The sequence below is a fragment of the Kitasatospora sp. NBC_00070 genome (assembly GCF_045041205.1).
Taxonomy (GTDB): Bacteria; Actinomycetota; Actinomycetes; order Streptomycetales; family Streptomycetaceae; genus Kitasatospora.
Genome location: NZ_CP108247.1, coordinates 5273263 through 5289081 on the forward strand (window position 1 = coordinate 5273263; position 15819 = coordinate 5289081).

Below are 15819 nucleotides of genomic sequence, written 5' to 3' on the forward strand. Positions count from 1 at the left end.
ACAAGGTCACGCGTGCGTAGGTGGTCAGGCACTTTCGTAGTGACCCGAACGCCGGACCTCCTCGCAGTTCCCCGAGCCCCTGGACCGTAGGTGCCCGAGCACCTGCCTACGAGGCCGGCCCCGCCACTACCGCGATGGTGCCCGTCACCGGGGTGCCGGAGCCGTCCCGGCGGGGGTCGCGTTCGGGCAGCGAGACCGGAGCCCCCGCCGCCGTGGCCGCGCGGGCCGGAGCCGGGCCCGCCCAGGCGAAGGCCAGGGCGTCCTCACCGCGCAGGAAGCGCTGGCACCGCACCCCACCCGTGGCCCGCCCCTTCCGCGGGTACTGCTCGAACGGCGTGACCTTCCAGCTGGTGTGCTCACCACCCGTCAGCGTCGCCGAGGCGGCCGCGACCGAGACCACCACCGCGTCCACCGCGGGGTCCACCGCCGTGAACGAGAGCACCCGCGCGCCGTCCGCCAGCTTCACCCCCGCCATGCCGCCCGCCGGGCGGCCCTGCGGACGGACCTGCCCCGCCGGGTACCGCAGCAGCTGGGCGTCGGACGTGATGAAGACCAAGTCCTCCTCGCCCGTGCGCAGTTCGACCGCGCCGATGACGGAGTCACCCTCCTTGAGGGCGATCACCTCGAACTCGTCCTTGTTGGCCGGCCACTCCGGCACCACCCGCTTCACCACACCCTGCACGGTGCCCAGCGCCAGCCCCGGCGAGGACTCGTCCAGCGTGGTCAGCCCGATCACCCGCTCGCCGTCCTCCAGTCGAAGGAACTCGCTCACCTGCGCCCCGCCCGCCAACGACAGCGTCGGCGACGGCGGCAGCGCGGGCAGGTCGATCACCGGCAGCCGCAGCGCCCGCCCGGTCGAGGTCACCACGCCCACGTCGCCCCGGGCGGTGGCCGACACCGCCGAGACCACCACGTCGTGCTTGGCCCGCGAGTCGGACAGCTCGACCGGCTCGCCGTCCGCCAGCCGGGCCAGCAGCCCGGTCGAGGAGAGCAGCACCCGGCAGGGGTCGTCCGCGACCTCCAGCGGCACCGACAGGGTGGCGGTCGGCACCGCGCCGGCCTCCAGCAGCACCGTCCGCCGCTCGGTGCCGAACTGCTTCGACACCGCGCCGAGTTCGGTCGAGACCACGGTGCGCAGCTTGCTGTCCGACTCCAGGATCTCGGTCAGGTCGGCGATCTCGGAGAGCAGCTTGGTCTGCTCCGCCTCCAGCTCCACCCGGTCGAACCGGGTGAGCCGGCGCAGCGGGGTGTCCAGGATGTACGAGGTCTGCGTCTCCGACAGGGAGAAGCGCTCCATCAGGCGCTCCTTGGCCTGGGTCGCGTTCTCGCTCGACCGGATGATCGCGATCACCTCGTCGATGTCGACCAGCGCGACCAGCAGACCCTCGACCAGGTGCAGCCGCTCCTGGCGCTTGCGCCGCCGGAACTCGCTGCGCCGCCGGACCACCGTGAAGCGGTGGTCGACGTAGACCTCCAGCAGCTCCTTCAGGCCCAGCGTCAGCGGCTGGCCGTCGACCAGCGCCACGTTGTTGATGCCGAAGGTCTCCTCCATCGGCGTCAGCTTGTAGAGCTGCTCCAGCAGCGCCTCCGGCACGAAGCCGTTCTTCACCTCGATCACCAGCCGGAGACCGTGCGAACGGTCCGTCAGGTCCTTGACGTCGGCGATGCCCTGGAGCTTCTTCGACCCGACCAGGTCCTTGATCTTGGCGATCACCTTCTCCGGGCCGACCGTGAACGGCAGCTCGGTGACCACGATGCCCTTGCGGCGCGCGGTCACCGCCTCGATCGAGACGGTGGCGCGGATCTTGAAGGTACCCCGGCCGGACTCGTACGCGTCCCGGATGCCGGACAGGCCGACGATCCGGCCGCCCGTCGGCAGGTCGGGGCCCGGCACGAACCGCATCAGGGTGTCGAGATCCGCCGTCGGATGCTTGATCAGGTGCCGGGCGGCGGCCACCACCTCGGCCAGGTTGTGCGGCGGCATGTTGGTCGCCATGCCGACCGCGATCCCGGTGGCGCCGTTCACCAGCAGGTTCGGGAACGCGGCGGGGAGCACGGTGGGCTCCTGCTCGCTGCCGTCGTAGTTCGGCCCGAAGTCGACGGTGTCCTCGTGGATCGACTCCACCAGTGCCATCGAGGCGGCCGTCAGCCGCGACTCGGTGTACCGCATCGCGGCCGGCGGGTCGTCGTTGCCGAGCGAACCGAAGTTCCCGTGACCGTCGATCAGCGGCAGCCGCATCGAGAACGGCTGCGCCATCCGGACCACGGAGTCGTAGATCGAGGCGTCGCCGTGCGGGTGCAGACGGCCCATCACCTCGCCGACCACGCGGGCGCACTTGACGTGCGCACGGTCGGGGCGCAGGCCCATCTCGTTGGCCTGGTAGAGGATGCGCCGGTGCACCGGCTTGAGCCCGTCCCGGGCGTCGGGCAGAGCACGGGAGTAGATGACCGAGTAGGCGTACTCCAGGAAGGAGCCCTGCATCTCGTCCACCACGTCCACGTCGAGGATGCGCTCCTCGAAGTCTCCGGGCGGCGGGGTGGGCGAACTGCGGCGGGCCATCGCGGCGGGGCTCCCTTGCGTCTCTGACGGGTACTTCGGTAACTGTCCGGGCGGCTGCTGGGGTACGGCGCCCCCCATTGTGGACCCTCGCACCGACAGCCTTGGTCAACCCCCTCCTTACGAGCCCACTTCCGCCCGTGGCGAACGCCCTGCTGGCGCGGGCACATCCAAGCGCCTCACGCGTTGCACCACAATGAGGGAACGGCAATCCAGCCGCCCGGACCGACGATTCGAAGACGGGAAGGACCCAGCATGGCCAACCCGGCCCCCGCCTCCACCCGAGGCCTCGCCATCACCGAGCACCGCCTGGCCAACGGCCTGCGCGTGGTGCTCTCCGAGGACCACCTCACCCCGGTGACCGCCGTCTGCCTCTGGTACGACGTCGGCTCCCGCCACGAGGTGAAGGGGCGCACCGGCCTGGCCCACCTGTTCGAGCACCTGATGTTCCAGGGCTCGGCCAACGTGTCCAACAACGGCCACTTCGAACTGGTCCAGGGCGCCGGCGGCTCCCTCAACGGCACCACCAGCTTCGAGCGCACCAACTACTTCGAGACCATGCCGGCCCACCAACTCGAGCTCGCGCTCTGGCTGGAGGCCGACCGGATGGGCTCGCTGCTGGCCGCCCTCGACGACACCTCGATGGAGAACCAGCGCGACGTCGTCAAGAACGAGCGCCGCCAGCGCTACGACAACGTCCCGTACGGCACCGCCTTCGAGAAGCTCACCGCGCTCTCCTTCCCGGACGGCCACCCGTACCACCACACCCCGATCGGCTCGATGGCCGACCTGGACGCGGCCACCCTGGAGGACGCCCGGGCGTTCTTCCGGACGTACTACGCGCCCAACAACGCCGTGCTCTCGATCGTCGGTGACCTCGACCCCGAGCAGACCATCGCCTGGGTGGAGAAGTACTTCGGCACCATCCCCGCCCACGACGGCAAGCAGCCGCCGCGCGACGGCGCACTGCCCGAGGTGATCGGCCGGGAGATCCGCGAGCTGGTCCAGGAGGACGTCCCCTCCCGGGCGTTGATGGCCGCCTACCGCCTGCCGCACGACGGCACCCGGGAGGCCGACGCCGCCGACCTGGCGCTCACCATCCTCGGCTCCGGCGAGTCCAGCCGGCTCTACAACCGCCTGGTCCGCCGCGACCGCACCGCCGTCGCGGCCGGCTTCGGCCTGCTCCGGCTGTCCGGCGCCCCCTCGCTCGGCTGGCTGGACGTCAAGACCTCCGGCGACGCCACCATCGACCGGGTGGAGACCGCCGTCGACGAGGAGCTCGCCCGGTTCGCCGCCGAGGGCCCCAGCGCCGAGGAGCTCGAGCGCGCCCAGGCCCAGATCGAGCGCGAGTGGCTCGACCGGCTCGCCACCGTGGCCGGCCGCGCCGACGAACTCTGCCGCTACGCCGTCCTGTTCGGCGACCCCAAGCTGCTCAACGACGCACTCGGCAAGGTCCTCGACATCACCGCCGAGGAGGTCAAGGCGGTGGCCGCGGCCCGGCTGCGCCCCGACAACCGGGCCGTCCTGGTGTACGAGCCCACCACCACCGACGACGCTGCCGAGACCGAGGACGAGGAGGCGGCGGCATGACCGACCCCACCCCCACCATGACCTTCCACCCGCAGCCGACCGCGGGCACCCCGACCCCGTGGGCCTTCCCGGCCCCCGAGCGCACCACGCTGGCCAACGGCCTCACGGTGCTGCACTGCGACCGCCCCGGCCAGCAACTGGTCGCCGTCGAGGTCCAGTTGGACGCCCCGCTGGCCGCCGAGCCGGACGGCCTGGACGGCATCGCCAACATCCTCGCCCGCGCCCTCAGCGAGGGCACCGACACCCTCACCGCCGAGGAGTACGCCGGTGAGCTGGAGCGGGCCGGCGCCACCCTGGACGCGCACGCCGACCACCCCGGAATCCGGGTCTCGCTGGAGGTCCCGGCCTCCCGCCTGGAGCGCGGCCTGACCCTGCTCGCCGACGCCCTGCGCGCCCCCGCCCTCCCCGAGGACGAGATCGAGCGGCTGGTCGCCAACCGCCTCGACGAGATCGTGCACGAGCAGGCCAACCCGGCCCGCCGCGCCGCCAAGGCGCTCTACGCCACCCTCTTCGAGGAGGCCGACCGGCTCTCCCGCCCGCGCAGCGGCACCGCCGACACCGTCAAGAACATCACCCGGGCGGCCGTCCAGTCCTTCTACGCCGACCACGTCCGGCCCGCCACCGCCACCGCCGTGGTGGTCGGCGACCTGACCGGCCTCGACCTCGGCGCGCTGCTCGAAGCCACCCTCGGCGGCTGGACCGCCGCACCCACCGCGGCCGGCGTGCACGCCCCGGTCACCGGTGACGACACCGGACGGGTCGTCATCGTCGACCGCCCCGGCTCGGTCCAGACCCAGCTGCTGATCGGCCGGATCGGCCCCGACCGCCACGACCCGCTGTGGGCCGCCCAGATCCTCGGCACCTACTGCCTCGGCGGCACCCTCACCTCCCGGCTCGACCGGGTGCTGCGCGAGGAGAAGGGCTACACCTACGGCGTCCGGGCCTTCGCCCAGCCGCTGCGCTCCAACGCCGAGGGCTCCGGCCGCGCGCTGCTCGCCATCAGCGGCTCGGTGGACACCGCCTCCACCGCCCCCGCGCTGGCCGACACCTGGACCATCCTGCGCACGCTCGCCGCCGAGGGCCTGACCGACGCCGAGCGCGAGGAGGCCGTCCAGTTCCTGGTCGGGGTCGCCCCGCTCAAGTACGAGACGGCCGGTTCGGTCGCCGCCACCCTGGCCGACCAGGTCGAGCAGTACCTGCCGGACGACTACCAGGCCGAGATCTACCGGCAGCTCGCCGCCCTCGACACCGCCGCCGCCACCGCGGCCGTGGTGGCCGCCTTCCCGCCGGACCGGCTGGTCACCGTGCTGGTCGGCGACGCGACCGTGATCGCGGACCAGGTAAGGGAGTTGGGCATCGGCGAGGTCACCGTCGTCAGCTGACCCACCGCGTGCCGCGACGGCCCGACGGAGCATCAGCTCCGCCGGGCCGTCGTCGTTTAATCCGTTGCCGGGGTGTTGCCGCGTGTGGCTAGATGGCACCCGTCGCCCGGTCGGGCGGCCACACACAGGAGAGGAGGCGGTCACCATGCGGGTCGAGCGAACCAGCTCCCTCAGGCGACCGTACTTCCCCTGTACCGCTCGCTGAGCCGAGCTCCTCGCCTTCCCCGAGCCACGCCGGAAGCTTCGCGCGGCACCCCCTTTCCGAGCTCGGAACCAGCCGACCCCTGGAGGTCGTTCACCATGTCGTACACCGAAGTCCCCGGTATCCGGGTCCCGATCCGGATGTGGACCAACCCCTCGACGGTCGAGGGCCAGGCCATGCAGCAGCTGCGCAACATCAGCTCGCTCCCGTGGCTGCACGGCCTCGCCGTGATGCCCGACGTCCACCTGGGCAAGGGCGCCACCGTCGGTTCCGTCATCGCCATGAAGGGCGCGGTCTGCCCGGCCGCGGTCGGCGTCGACATCGGCTGCGGGATGAGCGCGGTGAAGACCTCGCTGACCGCGAAGGATCTTCCCGACGACCTGTCCCGGCTGCGTTCGAAGATCGAGCAGGTCATCCCGGTCGGCCGGGGCCTGCACTCCGACCCGGTCGACCCGAAGAAGCTGCACGGCTTCTCGACGGGTGGCTGGGACGACTTCTGGAGCCGCTTCGACGGCATCGCCGGCGAGGTGAAGTGGAAGCGCGAGCGGGCGGCCCAGCAGATGGGGTCGCTGGGCGGGGGCAACCACTTCGTGGAGGTATGCATCGATACGTCCGGTTCGGTGTGGCTCATGCTGCACTCCGGATCGCGCAACATCGGCAAGGAGCTGGCGGAGCACCACATGGGTGTCGCTCGCTCGCTCCCGCACAACCAGGGCCTGGTCGACCGGGACCTCGCGGTCTTCATCTCGGACACCCCGCAGATGGCGGCCTACCGGAGCGACCTGTTCTGGGCGCAGGAGTACGCCAAGAACAACCGCGCGGTGATGATGGCGCTGTTCCAGGACATCGTCCGGCGCGAGTTCCCGAAGGCGAAGGTCGCCTACGACCAGGTGATCAGCTGCCACCACAACTACGTTTCCGAGGAGCGCTACGACGGTGTCGACCTGCTGGTCACCCGGAAGGGCGCGATCCGGGCCGGCTCGGGCGACTACGGCATCATCCCCGGCTCGATGGGCACCGGCTCGTACATCGTCCGCGGTCTCGGCAACGAGGCGGCGTTCAACTCGGCCTCGCACGGCGCGGGCCGGAAGATGAGCCGGACGGCCGCGAAGAAGACGTTCAGCACGCGTGACCTGGCGGAGCAGACCAAGGGCGTCGAGTGCCGTAAGGACAGCGGCGTCGTGGACGAGATCCCGGGCGCGTACAAGTCGATCGAGAAGGTCATGGAGCAGCAGCGCGACCTGGTCGAGGTGGTCGCCCAGCTCAAGCAGGTCGTCTGCGTGAAGGGCTGACCGACGGTCAGGGCCGGGGTGCGAGAGCACCCCGGCCCTTTCGTGTTCAGAATGGGCGCTGTGGACTACCAGCAGCTTCTGCACGACGTGATGGACACCGCCCTGCGCGCGCCCGAGCGTGGCCGGCCCGCCGACTACATCCCGGCCCTGGCGGCCGTGGACGCGAGTGCGTTCGGGATGGCGATCGCGACCGTGGAGGGGGAGGTGTACGGGGCGGGGGACTGGGAGACGCCGTTCTCGGTGCAGAGCGTGTCGAAGCTGTTCACCCTGGCCCTGGCGCTCGCGGAGGGTGGGGACGAGCTGTGGAAGCGGGTGGGGCGGGAGCCGTCGGGGAATCCGTTCAACTCGTTGGTGCAGTTGGAGACCGAGCACGGGATCCCGCGCAATCCGTTCATCAACGCGGGGGCGCTGGTGGTGACGGACCGGCTGCTGGAGCTGACCGGGGACGCGGTGGGGGCGGTGCGGGACTTCCTGCGGGCGGAGGCGGGGAACGACGGCATCGAGGTGGACGACGCGGTGGCCTCCTCGGAGGCGCGGCACGGGCACCGGAACGCGGCGCTGGCCCACTTCATCGCCAGCTACGGGAACCTGCGCAACCCGGTGGACAGCGTGCTGGCGCACTACTACGCGCACTGCGCGATCACCGCCAGCTGCCGGGACCTGGCGCTGGTGGGGCGGTTCCTGGCCTCGCACGGGGTGCGGGCGGACGGCTCGCGGCTGCTGACCCGCAGTGAGGCGAAGCGGGTGAACGCGGTGCTGCTCACCTGCGGGACGTACGACGCGGCGGGGGAGTTCGCGTTCCGGGTCGGGCTGCCGGGCAAGAGCGGGGTGGGCGGCGGGATCCTCGCGGTGCTGCCGGGGCGCGGGGCGGTCTGCGTGTGGAGCCCGGGGCTGGACCAGGCGGGGAACTCGGTGCTGGGGGTGGCGGCACTGGACGCGCTGACCACCGCGACCGGGTGGTCGGTGTTCTAGGCCGAGGTCGGAGCATGCGGAAGGGGTGCACCGAGACTTCCGGTGCACCCCTTCCGGCGGTGGGTCAGGCGGCGGGGAGCTCGTCCAGGCCCTCCTGGACCAGCTTCGCCAGGCGGTCCAGCGCCGCGTCGGCGCCCTCGGCCTCGGAGGCCAGGATCACCGGGTCGCCGCCCTGGGCGCCGAGGCCCAGCAGGGCCAGCATGGAGGCGGCGTTGACCGGGTTGCCGCCCTCCTTGGCGATGGTGACCGGCACGCCGACGGCGGTCGCCGCGCGGACGAAGACCGAGGCGGGACGGGCGTGCAGGCCCTCGGGCCAACCGATGGTGACGCGGCGCTCAGCCATGAGACGTGCCTTTCAGGTGGTGCTGGTGGAGCCATGTTGTCTAGACCATTGTGGCACGCAAACCGCGAGGTCGCGCCGTCCCGGGACGCTTTGGTGGCCAAGGTCCCACCCTGCCCCGCCGACCGGCCCTACGCCACGCGGCTCGCCGCCGACCGGCGGCGCGAGCACGCCGACGGGTGGCGCAAGGAGTTCGTAAGACCCACCCGCGCGACCGGCTCCACCACCCGTTCGAGCGTCTAACCTGACGCTGTGGAAGACTCCGGCCCCCGCGCGCCGCACGGCGACGAGCACAGCTACCCCCAGCACTGGGAGGCCGACGTCCTGCTGCGGGACGGCGGCACGGCCAGGATCCGGCCGATCACCGAGGACGACGCCGAGCGGCTGGTGGAGTTCTACGAGCTGGTCTCCGACCAGTCGAAGTACTTCCGGTTCTTCGCGCCCTACCCCCGGCTCTCCGACAAGGACGTCCGCCGGTTCACCCACCACGACTACGTCAACCGGGTCGGACTGGCCGTGGTGGTCCGGGACCGGTTCATCGCGACCGTCCGGTACGACCGGATCGACCCGGACGGGCGGCCGTCGACCACCGGCACCGACGCCGAGGTGGCCTTCCTGGTGCAGGACGCGCACCAGGGCCGGGGCGTGGCCTCCGCGCTGCTGGAGCACATCGCCGCGGTCGCCCAGGAGCGCGGCATCCGCCGGTTCACCGCCGAGGTGCTGCCGGAGAACCGCAAGATGGTGAAGGTCTTCACCGACGCGGGCTACACCCAGCAGCGCTCCTTCGCCGACGGCGTGGTGCACCTGGAGTTCGACCTGGAGCCGACCGACTCCTCACTGGCCGTCATGCGGGCCCGCGAGCACCGCGCCGAGGCCCGCTCGGTGCAGCGGCTGCTGACGCCCCGTTCGGTCGCGGTGATCGGGGTGTCCCGCGGCCCGCAGTCGGTCGGCCGGGCGCTGCTGCGCAATCTGAGCGGCTTCCGGGGCGAGGTGTACGCGGTGAACCGGAACGCCCCGCCCGGCACCGACATCGACGGCGTGCCCACCCACCGCTCGGTGCTGGAGATCCCCGGACCGGTCGACCTGGCGGTGATCGCGGTGCCCGCCACCGCCGTGCCGGGGACGGTCGCGGACTGCGGCGCGCACGGCGTGCAGGGCCTGGTGGTGGTCACCGCCGGGTACGCCGAGACCGGCCCGGAGGGGCGGGACCGCCAGCGCGCGCTGGTCCGGCAGGCCCGGGCGGCCGGGATGCGGGTGATCGGCCCGAACGCCTTCGGCCTGCTGAACACCGACCCCGGGCAGCCGCTGAACGCCTCGCTGGCCCCCGTCCTGCCCGAGCGCGGCCCGTTCGGCCTGTTCTGCCAGTCCGGTGCGATCGGGGTCGCCCTGCTGGAGGTGGCGCACCGCCGGGGCCTGGGCATCTCCTCGTTCGCCTCGGTCGGCAACCGGGCCGACGTCTCCGGCAACGACTGGCTGCAGTACTGGGAGGAGGACCCGGCCACCGATGTGGTGCTGCTCTACCTGGAGTCCTTCGGCAACCCGCGCAAGTTCACCCGGATCGCCCGCCGGCTGGCCGCCAACAAGCCGGTGGTGGTGATCAAGGGGGCCAGGCACACCGGCAGCCTGCCGCCGGGCCACGCCGTCCAGCCCGCCGCCAGCCGGCTGCGGGACGCCACCGTGGACGCGCTGTTCCAGCAGGCCGGTGTGCTCCGGGTGGAGACCATCACCGAGCTGTTCGACGTCGGCGAGCTGCTGGCCCACCAGCCGCTGCCGGCCGGGGACCGGGTGGCGGTGGTGGGCAACTCCGACTCGCTCGGGCTGCTCACCCACGACGCGCTGCTGAGCGCGGGGCTGCACCCGCGCTCCCCGGTCGACCTGACCACCGGTGCCACCGGCGAGAACTTCCGGATCGCGCTGGACACCGCGCTCACCGACCCGCTGATCGACTCGGTGATCGCGGTGGCCATCCCGCCGATCGCGGCCCAGGGCCCGTCCCCCGACCTGGGGTCGGACGAGCCCGAGTTCGCCGACGCCCTGCTCGAAGCCTCCGGCCGGGCCCGGGAGTTGGGCAAGCCGCTGCTGCTCGCCCACCTGGCGCTGACCGAGCTGCCGGAACGGCTGCGGGCCGGTGGCATCCCCGCCTACCCGGCCCCCGAGCGGGCGGTGCACGCGCTGGCCCAGGCGGTCAGGTACGCCGACTGGCGGCGCCGGACGGCCGAGGCGGAGCAGACCGCCCGGGTGCCCGAGCTGGGCCGGATCGCCGAGACCGAGGCCCGCGCCCTGGTCGAGGCCGCCCTGCAGACCAGGACCGCCGTCGCGGCCAGGACCCAGCCCGGCGGGGCGCGGATCACCCTGTCCGACGCGACGGGCGCCGCGCTGCTCGGCCACTACGGCATCGACGTGCACCCCGCGCTGCCCGCCCCCGACGAGGAGAGCGCGGTGCGGGCCGCCGCCACCCTCGGCTACCCCGTCGCGCTCAAGGCCACCGCCGAGCACCTGCGGCACCGTCCCGACCTGGGCAGCGTCCGGCTCGACCTGACCGGCGAGCCCGGACTGCGGCGCGCCTTCCAGGAGCTGGACGCCCTGCTGGGCGGCGCGGCGAGGGCCGCCCTGGTGGTGCAGCGGCTCGCCCCGCGCGGGGTGGACACCGTGATCGGCGCCACCGTGGACCCGGCGGTCGGCGCGATCCTGTCCTTCGGCCTGGCCGGCGCCCCGGCCGAGCTGCTCGGCGACGTCGCGCACCGACTGATCCCGGCCACCGACCAGGACGTGGCGGCCCTGATCCGGGAGGTCCGGGCCGCCCCGCTGCTGTTCGGCTGGCGCGGCGCCGAGCCGGTCGACACCGCCGCCCTGGAGGAGCTGCTGCTCCGGGTCTCCCGGCTGGTGGACGACCTGCCGGAGGTCGCCTCGGTGGACCTGGAACCGGTGGTGGTGGGCTCGAACGGGTTGGCGGTGCTGGCCGCCCGGGTGCGGATCGCACCGCTCCCGGTACGAAGTGATCTGGGGCCGCGCGCCATGAGCACCCTGTAACCTTCCTTGGTTGCGTCCGACAGCGGACGCCCACGGCCAGAAGCTCGGCGCAGTGCCGCCCGCTTCGTCCGCGGGACATGCCAGGATGGAGCTATGGCGAAGACCGGTACCACGACCACGCAGGACCTGCGCTCGGCGATCGAGCGCAGTGGCTACTACCCGGCGCTGGTCTCCGAGGCCGTGGAGTCCGCGGTGGGCTCCGAGCCGATCGTCTCCTACCTGGTCCACCAGGAGACCACCTTCGACGCCAACGAGGTCCGCCGGCACGTCACCGTGCTGGTGCTGACCTCCTCCCGGTTCGTGGTCAGCCACACCGACGAGCAGAACGGCGACGCCGCCACCCCGGTGCCGTACGCGACCACCTCGACCGAGTGCGTCCGGCTGGACCGGATCGGCTCCGTGGTGCTGAGCCGGATGGTCGCCAACCCGGAGACGTACACCCCCGGCACGCTGCCGCGCGAGGTGGTGCTCACGATCGGGTGGGGCGCGGTGCAGCGGATCGACCTGGAGCCGGCCGGCTGCTCGGACCCGAACTGCGAGGCCGACCACGGCTACACCGGTTCGGCCACCGCCGACGACCTGTCGCTGCGGGTCAGCGAGGCGGGCGACGGCCCGGAGACGGTGGCCCAGTCGCTGGTCTTCGCCCGGGCGCTGTCCGAGGCGACCATCGCCAACCGGGGCTGACGGGGCTCCCATGACCACGCACCTCGGGTACGAGGCCTTCGAGATCCTCGACCCCTCCGACGCGCCTGCCCCGCACTACGGCACCGGCTCGCTGGCCGACCTGCTGCCCGCGGTGGCGGCCGGGCTCGGCGTGCCCGGGTTCGAGAGCGGTCTGGCGCTGGCCCCCGCCGACCGGGTCTGCGTCTTCCTGGTGGACGGGCTCGGCTGGGAGCTGATCAAGCGTCACCCCGAGTACGCCCCGTTCCTCAACTCGCTGATCGACGGCGGCGGCCGCTCCCTCACGGCCGGTTTCCCGTCCACCACCGCCACCTCGCTGGCCTCGGTCGGCACCGGCCTGCCGCCGGGCCTGCACGGCCTGGCCGGGTACACCGTCGCGGTGCCCGGCACCAACCAGCTGATGAACCAGCTGCGCTGGCAGCCGCCGGTCAAGCCGAGCGTCTGGCAGCCGTACCCGACCGTGTTCCAGCAGGTGCACGCGGCCGGGGTGGCCACCGCGCAGGTCTCCTCCCCGCTGTTCGCGCAGACCCCGCTCACCCAGGTGGCGCTCTCCGGCGGCAGTTTCCTCGGCCGCACCACCGGCGAGGAGCGGATGGACCTGGCCGCCCAGTGGCTGGCCGAGCACGACCGCGCGCTGGTGTACACGTACGTCAGCGAACTCGACGGCGCCGGCCACCGGTTCGGGGTCGACTCGGACGAGTGGCGGATGATGCTGGACAAGGTGGACCGGCTGGCCAAGCGCCTGGCCGAGCAGCTGCCGCCGCGCTCGGCGCTGTACGTCACGGCCGACCACGGCATGATCGACATCACCCCGGAGGACCGGGTCGACTTCGACGAGGACTGGGAGCTGAGCGCGGGCGTCGCCCTGCTCGGCGGCGAGGGCCGGGCCCGGCACGTGTACGCGGTGCCCGGGGCCGCCTCGGACGTCTTCACGGTCTGGAGCGAGGTGCTCGGGGACCGGATGTGGGTCGCCACCCGGGACCAGGCGATAGCGGCCGGCTGGTTCGGCCCGACCGTGGACGAGCGGGTGTACGGGCGGATCGGCGACGTGGTCGCGGCCGCCCGGGACGACATCGCGGTGATCGCCTCCCGCAACGAACCGGGCGAGTCCTCGATGATCGGGCTGCACGGCTCGATGACCCCGGTCGAGCAGATCGTGCCGCTGCTCGAAGTCCGTGCCTGAACCGCTCCACGACCGAAAGGCTCCTGCTCCACCCATGGCTGAACTGGTGTTCTTCTCGGGCACGATGGACTGCGGCAAGTCGACGCTCGCGCTCCAACTCGACCACAACCACGCCGCCCGCGGCCGCCGGGGCATCATCTTCTCCCGGCACGACCGGGCCGGGGCCTCCACCATCTCCAGCCGCCTCGGCCTGCAGGCCGAGGCGGTCGAGGTGACCGACGGCTTCGACTTCCACGCGCACGTGGTCCAACTGCTCTCGGCCGGCGGCCGGGTGGACTACCTGATCTGCGACGAGGCCAACTTCTACACCTCCGAGCAGGTCGACCAACTGGCCCGGGTGGTCGACGAACTCTCCATCGACGCCTTCACCTTCGGCATCACCACCGACTTCCGTACCAAGCTCTTCCCCGGCTCGCAGCGGCTGGTCGAGCTGGCCGACCGGGTCGAGGTGCTCCAGGTCGAGGCGCTCTGCTGGTGCGGCGCCCGGGCCACCCACAACGCCCGCACGGTCGGCGGCGTGATGGTGGTCGAGGGCGCCCAGGTGGTGGTCGGCGACATCGCCAAGAACGAGGGCGAGGTCGGCTACGAGGTGCTCTGCCGCCGCCACCACCGCCGCCGCCTCACCGCCGCCACCGCCCGCGCCTCGGTCCTCTCCCCGGACGTCCTCCCCTTCGGTGACGGCACCCACCGCACCTGACCTTTTGGCAGGTGATGCACCCCTCAGGGGCTCGGGGCTCTGCTGATGTGCGGCTCCGCCGCTCGGGCACGTGGTGCACCACCAGGGGCTCGGGGAACTGCGACGCCGGCCCTTGCAAGGTGATCCGTCCGTGCGTGGGCAGGCACTTTCGCAGTGACCCGAACGCCGGACCTCGTCGCGGTTCCCCGAGCCCCTGGGCAGTCGACCGTTGAGCACCTGCCTACAGCGCAGCCCCGACCGCGACCACCGAGAAGCGGCCGCCCTGCGGATCGGCCAGCCGGGCCACCCGGCCCCGCTCGGTGTCGTGCGGAGCCACCAGCACCCGGCCGCCCAGCCGTTCGGCCTGAGCCGCCGTCAGGTCCGGGTCGGCGACGGCGAAGTGGACCCGCCAGCGGGCCGGACCGTCCCGCAGGTCGCCCGGCCGGACCGTGCGTTCGACCCCGGTGCCGAACACCATGTCGTAGAAGAAGCCTGCCTCCTGGTCCGGGGTGAGCAGCTCGGCCCAGGCCGGTGCGCCCGGCACGTTCATGGCGTCCCAGCCGTGGTGCTGGTCGCCCTGCCAGAGGCCGAACACCGCACCGGAGACGTCCGAGGCGATCGCCAGCCGCCCGGCGTCCGCGGCCTGCAGCGGCCCGACCGCCACGGTGCCGCCGCACTCGCGGATCCGCTGCGCCACGTCGTCCGCCTGGTCCACCGCGAAGTACGTGGTCCACTCGACCGGGTGGCCGCTGCCCAGCGGCTGGTCGCCCAGGCCGGCCACCTTGGCCCCGTTCAGGGTGGCCCGGACGTAGAGTCCGAGCTGGCTCGGCCCCGGCCCGAACTCCCAGCCCAGCAAGGTGCGGTAGAACGTCTTCGCACCCTCCAGGTCATCCGTCATCAGGCTCACCCAGCAGGGCGTGCCCTGGGCGAGTCGGGCCTGTACCGCAGTCATGGCGGACCTCCTTGGGAGCGCGTCGCAGGGGAATGGTTCCACCGTCGACGGTGTGCCTTCCTGACATACCCCGGCGAGCCGGGCAAAGACCAGACAAAGTGGCGAGTTGCGCGGGAAGAATAGGGGTCATGACCTCCCCCCTGATCACGGCCGCCGAGCTGGCCGCCGACCTCGACACCGACCGGCCGCCGGTCCTGCTGGACATCCGCTGGCAGCTGGGCGGCCCGCCCGGCGCCGAGGAGTACGCCGCCGGCCATCTGCCGGGTGCCCACTACCTGGACCTGGACCGGGAGTTGGCCGCCCCGCCCGGAGCCGCCGGGCGGCACCCGCTGCCGGACGTCGAGGTGTTCGGCGCCGCGCTGCGCCGGGCGGGTGTCCGGGCCGACCGCGCCGTGGTGGTCTACGACGCCGGCCCGGCCACCTCGGCGGCCCGGGCCTGGTGGGTGCTGCGCTGGGCCGGGCACCCCGACGTCCGGGTGCTGGACGGCGGCCTGGCGGCCTGGCGGGCGGCCGGTCTGCCCGAGTCGGTGGAGCAACCGGCCGACGAGCAGGGCGACTTCAAGCCGGAGCCCGGCGCGCTGCCCACCGTGGACGCCGCCGGTGCAGCCGAACTGGCCCGTACCGGGCTGCTGTTGGACGCCCGGGCGGGCGAGCGCTACCGGGGCGAGGTGGAGCCGGTGGACCCGAGGGCAGGGCACATCCCCGGCGCGGTCAGCGCCCCCACCGCCGAGAACCTGGCCGCCGACGGGCGCTTCCTGCCGCCGGCCGTGCTGGCCGAGCGGTTCCGCGCGCTGGGCGTGGACGGGGCCACCGAGGTCGCGGTCTACTGCGGCTCGGGGGTGACGGCCGCGCACCAGTTGCTGGCCCTGACCGTCGCGGGGCACCCGGGCCTGACGCTCTACCCGGGCTCGTGGAGCGAGTGGTCCGCCGACCCGGCGAACCCGGTGGCGACCGGCGCCTGA

General features: G+C 72.8%; 13 protein-coding genes. 10 read left to right on the plus strand and 3 right to left on the minus strand.

Going from position 1 to position 15819, the window contains the following annotated elements; genetic code table 11:
• Positions 1-106: 106 nt before the first annotated feature.
• A complete protein-coding gene (locus OHV05_RS24065; RefSeq protein WP_405019486.1) occupies positions 107-2560 on the minus strand; it encodes a DNA topoisomerase (ATP-hydrolyzing) subunit A in 2454 nt (817 codons plus the stop codon).
• A gap of 252 nt (positions 2561-2812) precedes the next feature.
• On the opposite strand from OHV05_RS24065, the gene OHV05_RS24070 reads away from it, so the two are divergent.
• The 4 genes from OHV05_RS24070 to OHV05_RS24085 all read left to right on the plus strand — a co-directional run bounded on the left by OHV05_RS24070 (position 2813) and on the right by OHV05_RS24085 (position 7995).
• Positions 2813-4147 carry a M16 family metallopeptidase gene (locus tag OHV05_RS24070; RefSeq protein ID WP_405019487.1) on the plus strand — a complete coding sequence of 445 codons (1335 nt, stop codon included), beginning with the start codon at positions 2813-2815 and terminating at the stop codon, positions 4145-4147.
• Positions 4144-5529 carry a M16 family metallopeptidase gene (locus OHV05_RS24075; protein ID WP_405019488.1) on the plus strand — a complete coding sequence of 462 codons (1386 nt, stop codon included), beginning with the start codon at positions 4144-4146 and terminating at the stop codon, positions 5527-5529. The genes OHV05_RS24070 and OHV05_RS24075 overlap by 4 nt, the downstream gene beginning before the upstream one ends.
• Positions 5530-5829: 300 nt before the next feature.
• On the plus strand, positions 5830-7023 hold the full coding sequence (locus OHV05_RS24080; protein WP_405019489.1) for an RtcB family protein: 1194 nt from the start codon (positions 5830-5832) through the stop codon (positions 7021-7023).
• Between the two features lie 51 nt (positions 7024-7074).
• Positions 7075-7995, plus strand: coding sequence for a glutaminase (locus OHV05_RS24085; protein ID WP_405019490.1), 921 nt, complete (start codon positions 7075-7077; stop codon positions 7993-7995).
• Between the two features lie 64 nt (positions 7996-8059).
• On the opposite strand, the gene OHV05_RS24090 is transcribed toward OHV05_RS24085, so the two are convergent.
• Positions 8060-8338 carry an HPr family phosphocarrier protein gene (locus tag OHV05_RS24090; protein WP_403041657.1) on the minus strand — a complete coding sequence of 93 codons (279 nt, stop codon included), beginning with the start codon at positions 8336-8338 and terminating at the stop codon, positions 8060-8062.
• Between the two features lie 93 nt (positions 8339-8431).
• On the opposite strand from OHV05_RS24090, the gene OHV05_RS24095 reads away from it, so the two are divergent.
• The 5 genes from OHV05_RS24095 (at position 8432) to OHV05_RS24115 (ending at position 13926) form a co-directional block, all read left to right on the plus strand.
• Positions 8432-8578 carry a hypothetical protein gene (locus tag OHV05_RS24095; RefSeq protein WP_405019491.1) on the plus strand — a complete coding sequence of 49 codons (147 nt, stop codon included), beginning with the start codon at positions 8432-8434 and terminating at the stop codon, positions 8576-8578.
• 9 nt (positions 8579-8587) lie between these two features.
• Entirely contained in the window at positions 8588-11365 is a 2778-nt protein-coding gene (locus OHV05_RS24100) for a GNAT family N-acetyltransferase (protein ID WP_405019492.1), read from the plus strand.
• A gap of 93 nt (positions 11366-11458) precedes the next feature.
• On the plus strand, positions 11459-12049 hold the full coding sequence (locus OHV05_RS24105) for a DUF5998 family protein (RefSeq protein WP_184913544.1): 591 nt from the start codon (positions 11459-11461) through the stop codon (positions 12047-12049).
• Positions 12050-12059: 10 nt separating this feature from the next.
• Complete coding sequence (locus OHV05_RS24110; protein WP_403041661.1) at positions 12060-13229, plus strand: alkaline phosphatase family protein; 1170 nt, start codon at positions 12060-12062, stop codon at positions 13227-13229.
• Positions 13230-13263: 34 nt separating this feature from the next.
• Entirely contained in the window at positions 13264-13926 is a 663-nt protein-coding gene (locus OHV05_RS24115) for a thymidine kinase (protein ID WP_405019493.1), read from the plus strand.
• 220 nt (positions 13927-14146) lie between these two features.
• Here OHV05_RS24115 and OHV05_RS24120 read toward each other — a convergent pair whose 3' ends face one another.
• Positions 14147-14857: a VOC family protein gene (locus OHV05_RS24120; RefSeq protein ID WP_405019494.1), complete on the minus strand. Its 711-nt coding sequence runs from the start codon at positions 14855-14857 to the stop codon at positions 14147-14149.
• 128 nt (positions 14858-14985) lie between these two features.
• On the opposite strand from OHV05_RS24120, the gene OHV05_RS24125 reads away from it, so the two are divergent.
• Complete coding sequence (locus OHV05_RS24125; protein WP_405019495.1) at positions 14986-15819, plus strand: sulfurtransferase; 834 nt, start codon at positions 14986-14988, stop codon at positions 15817-15819.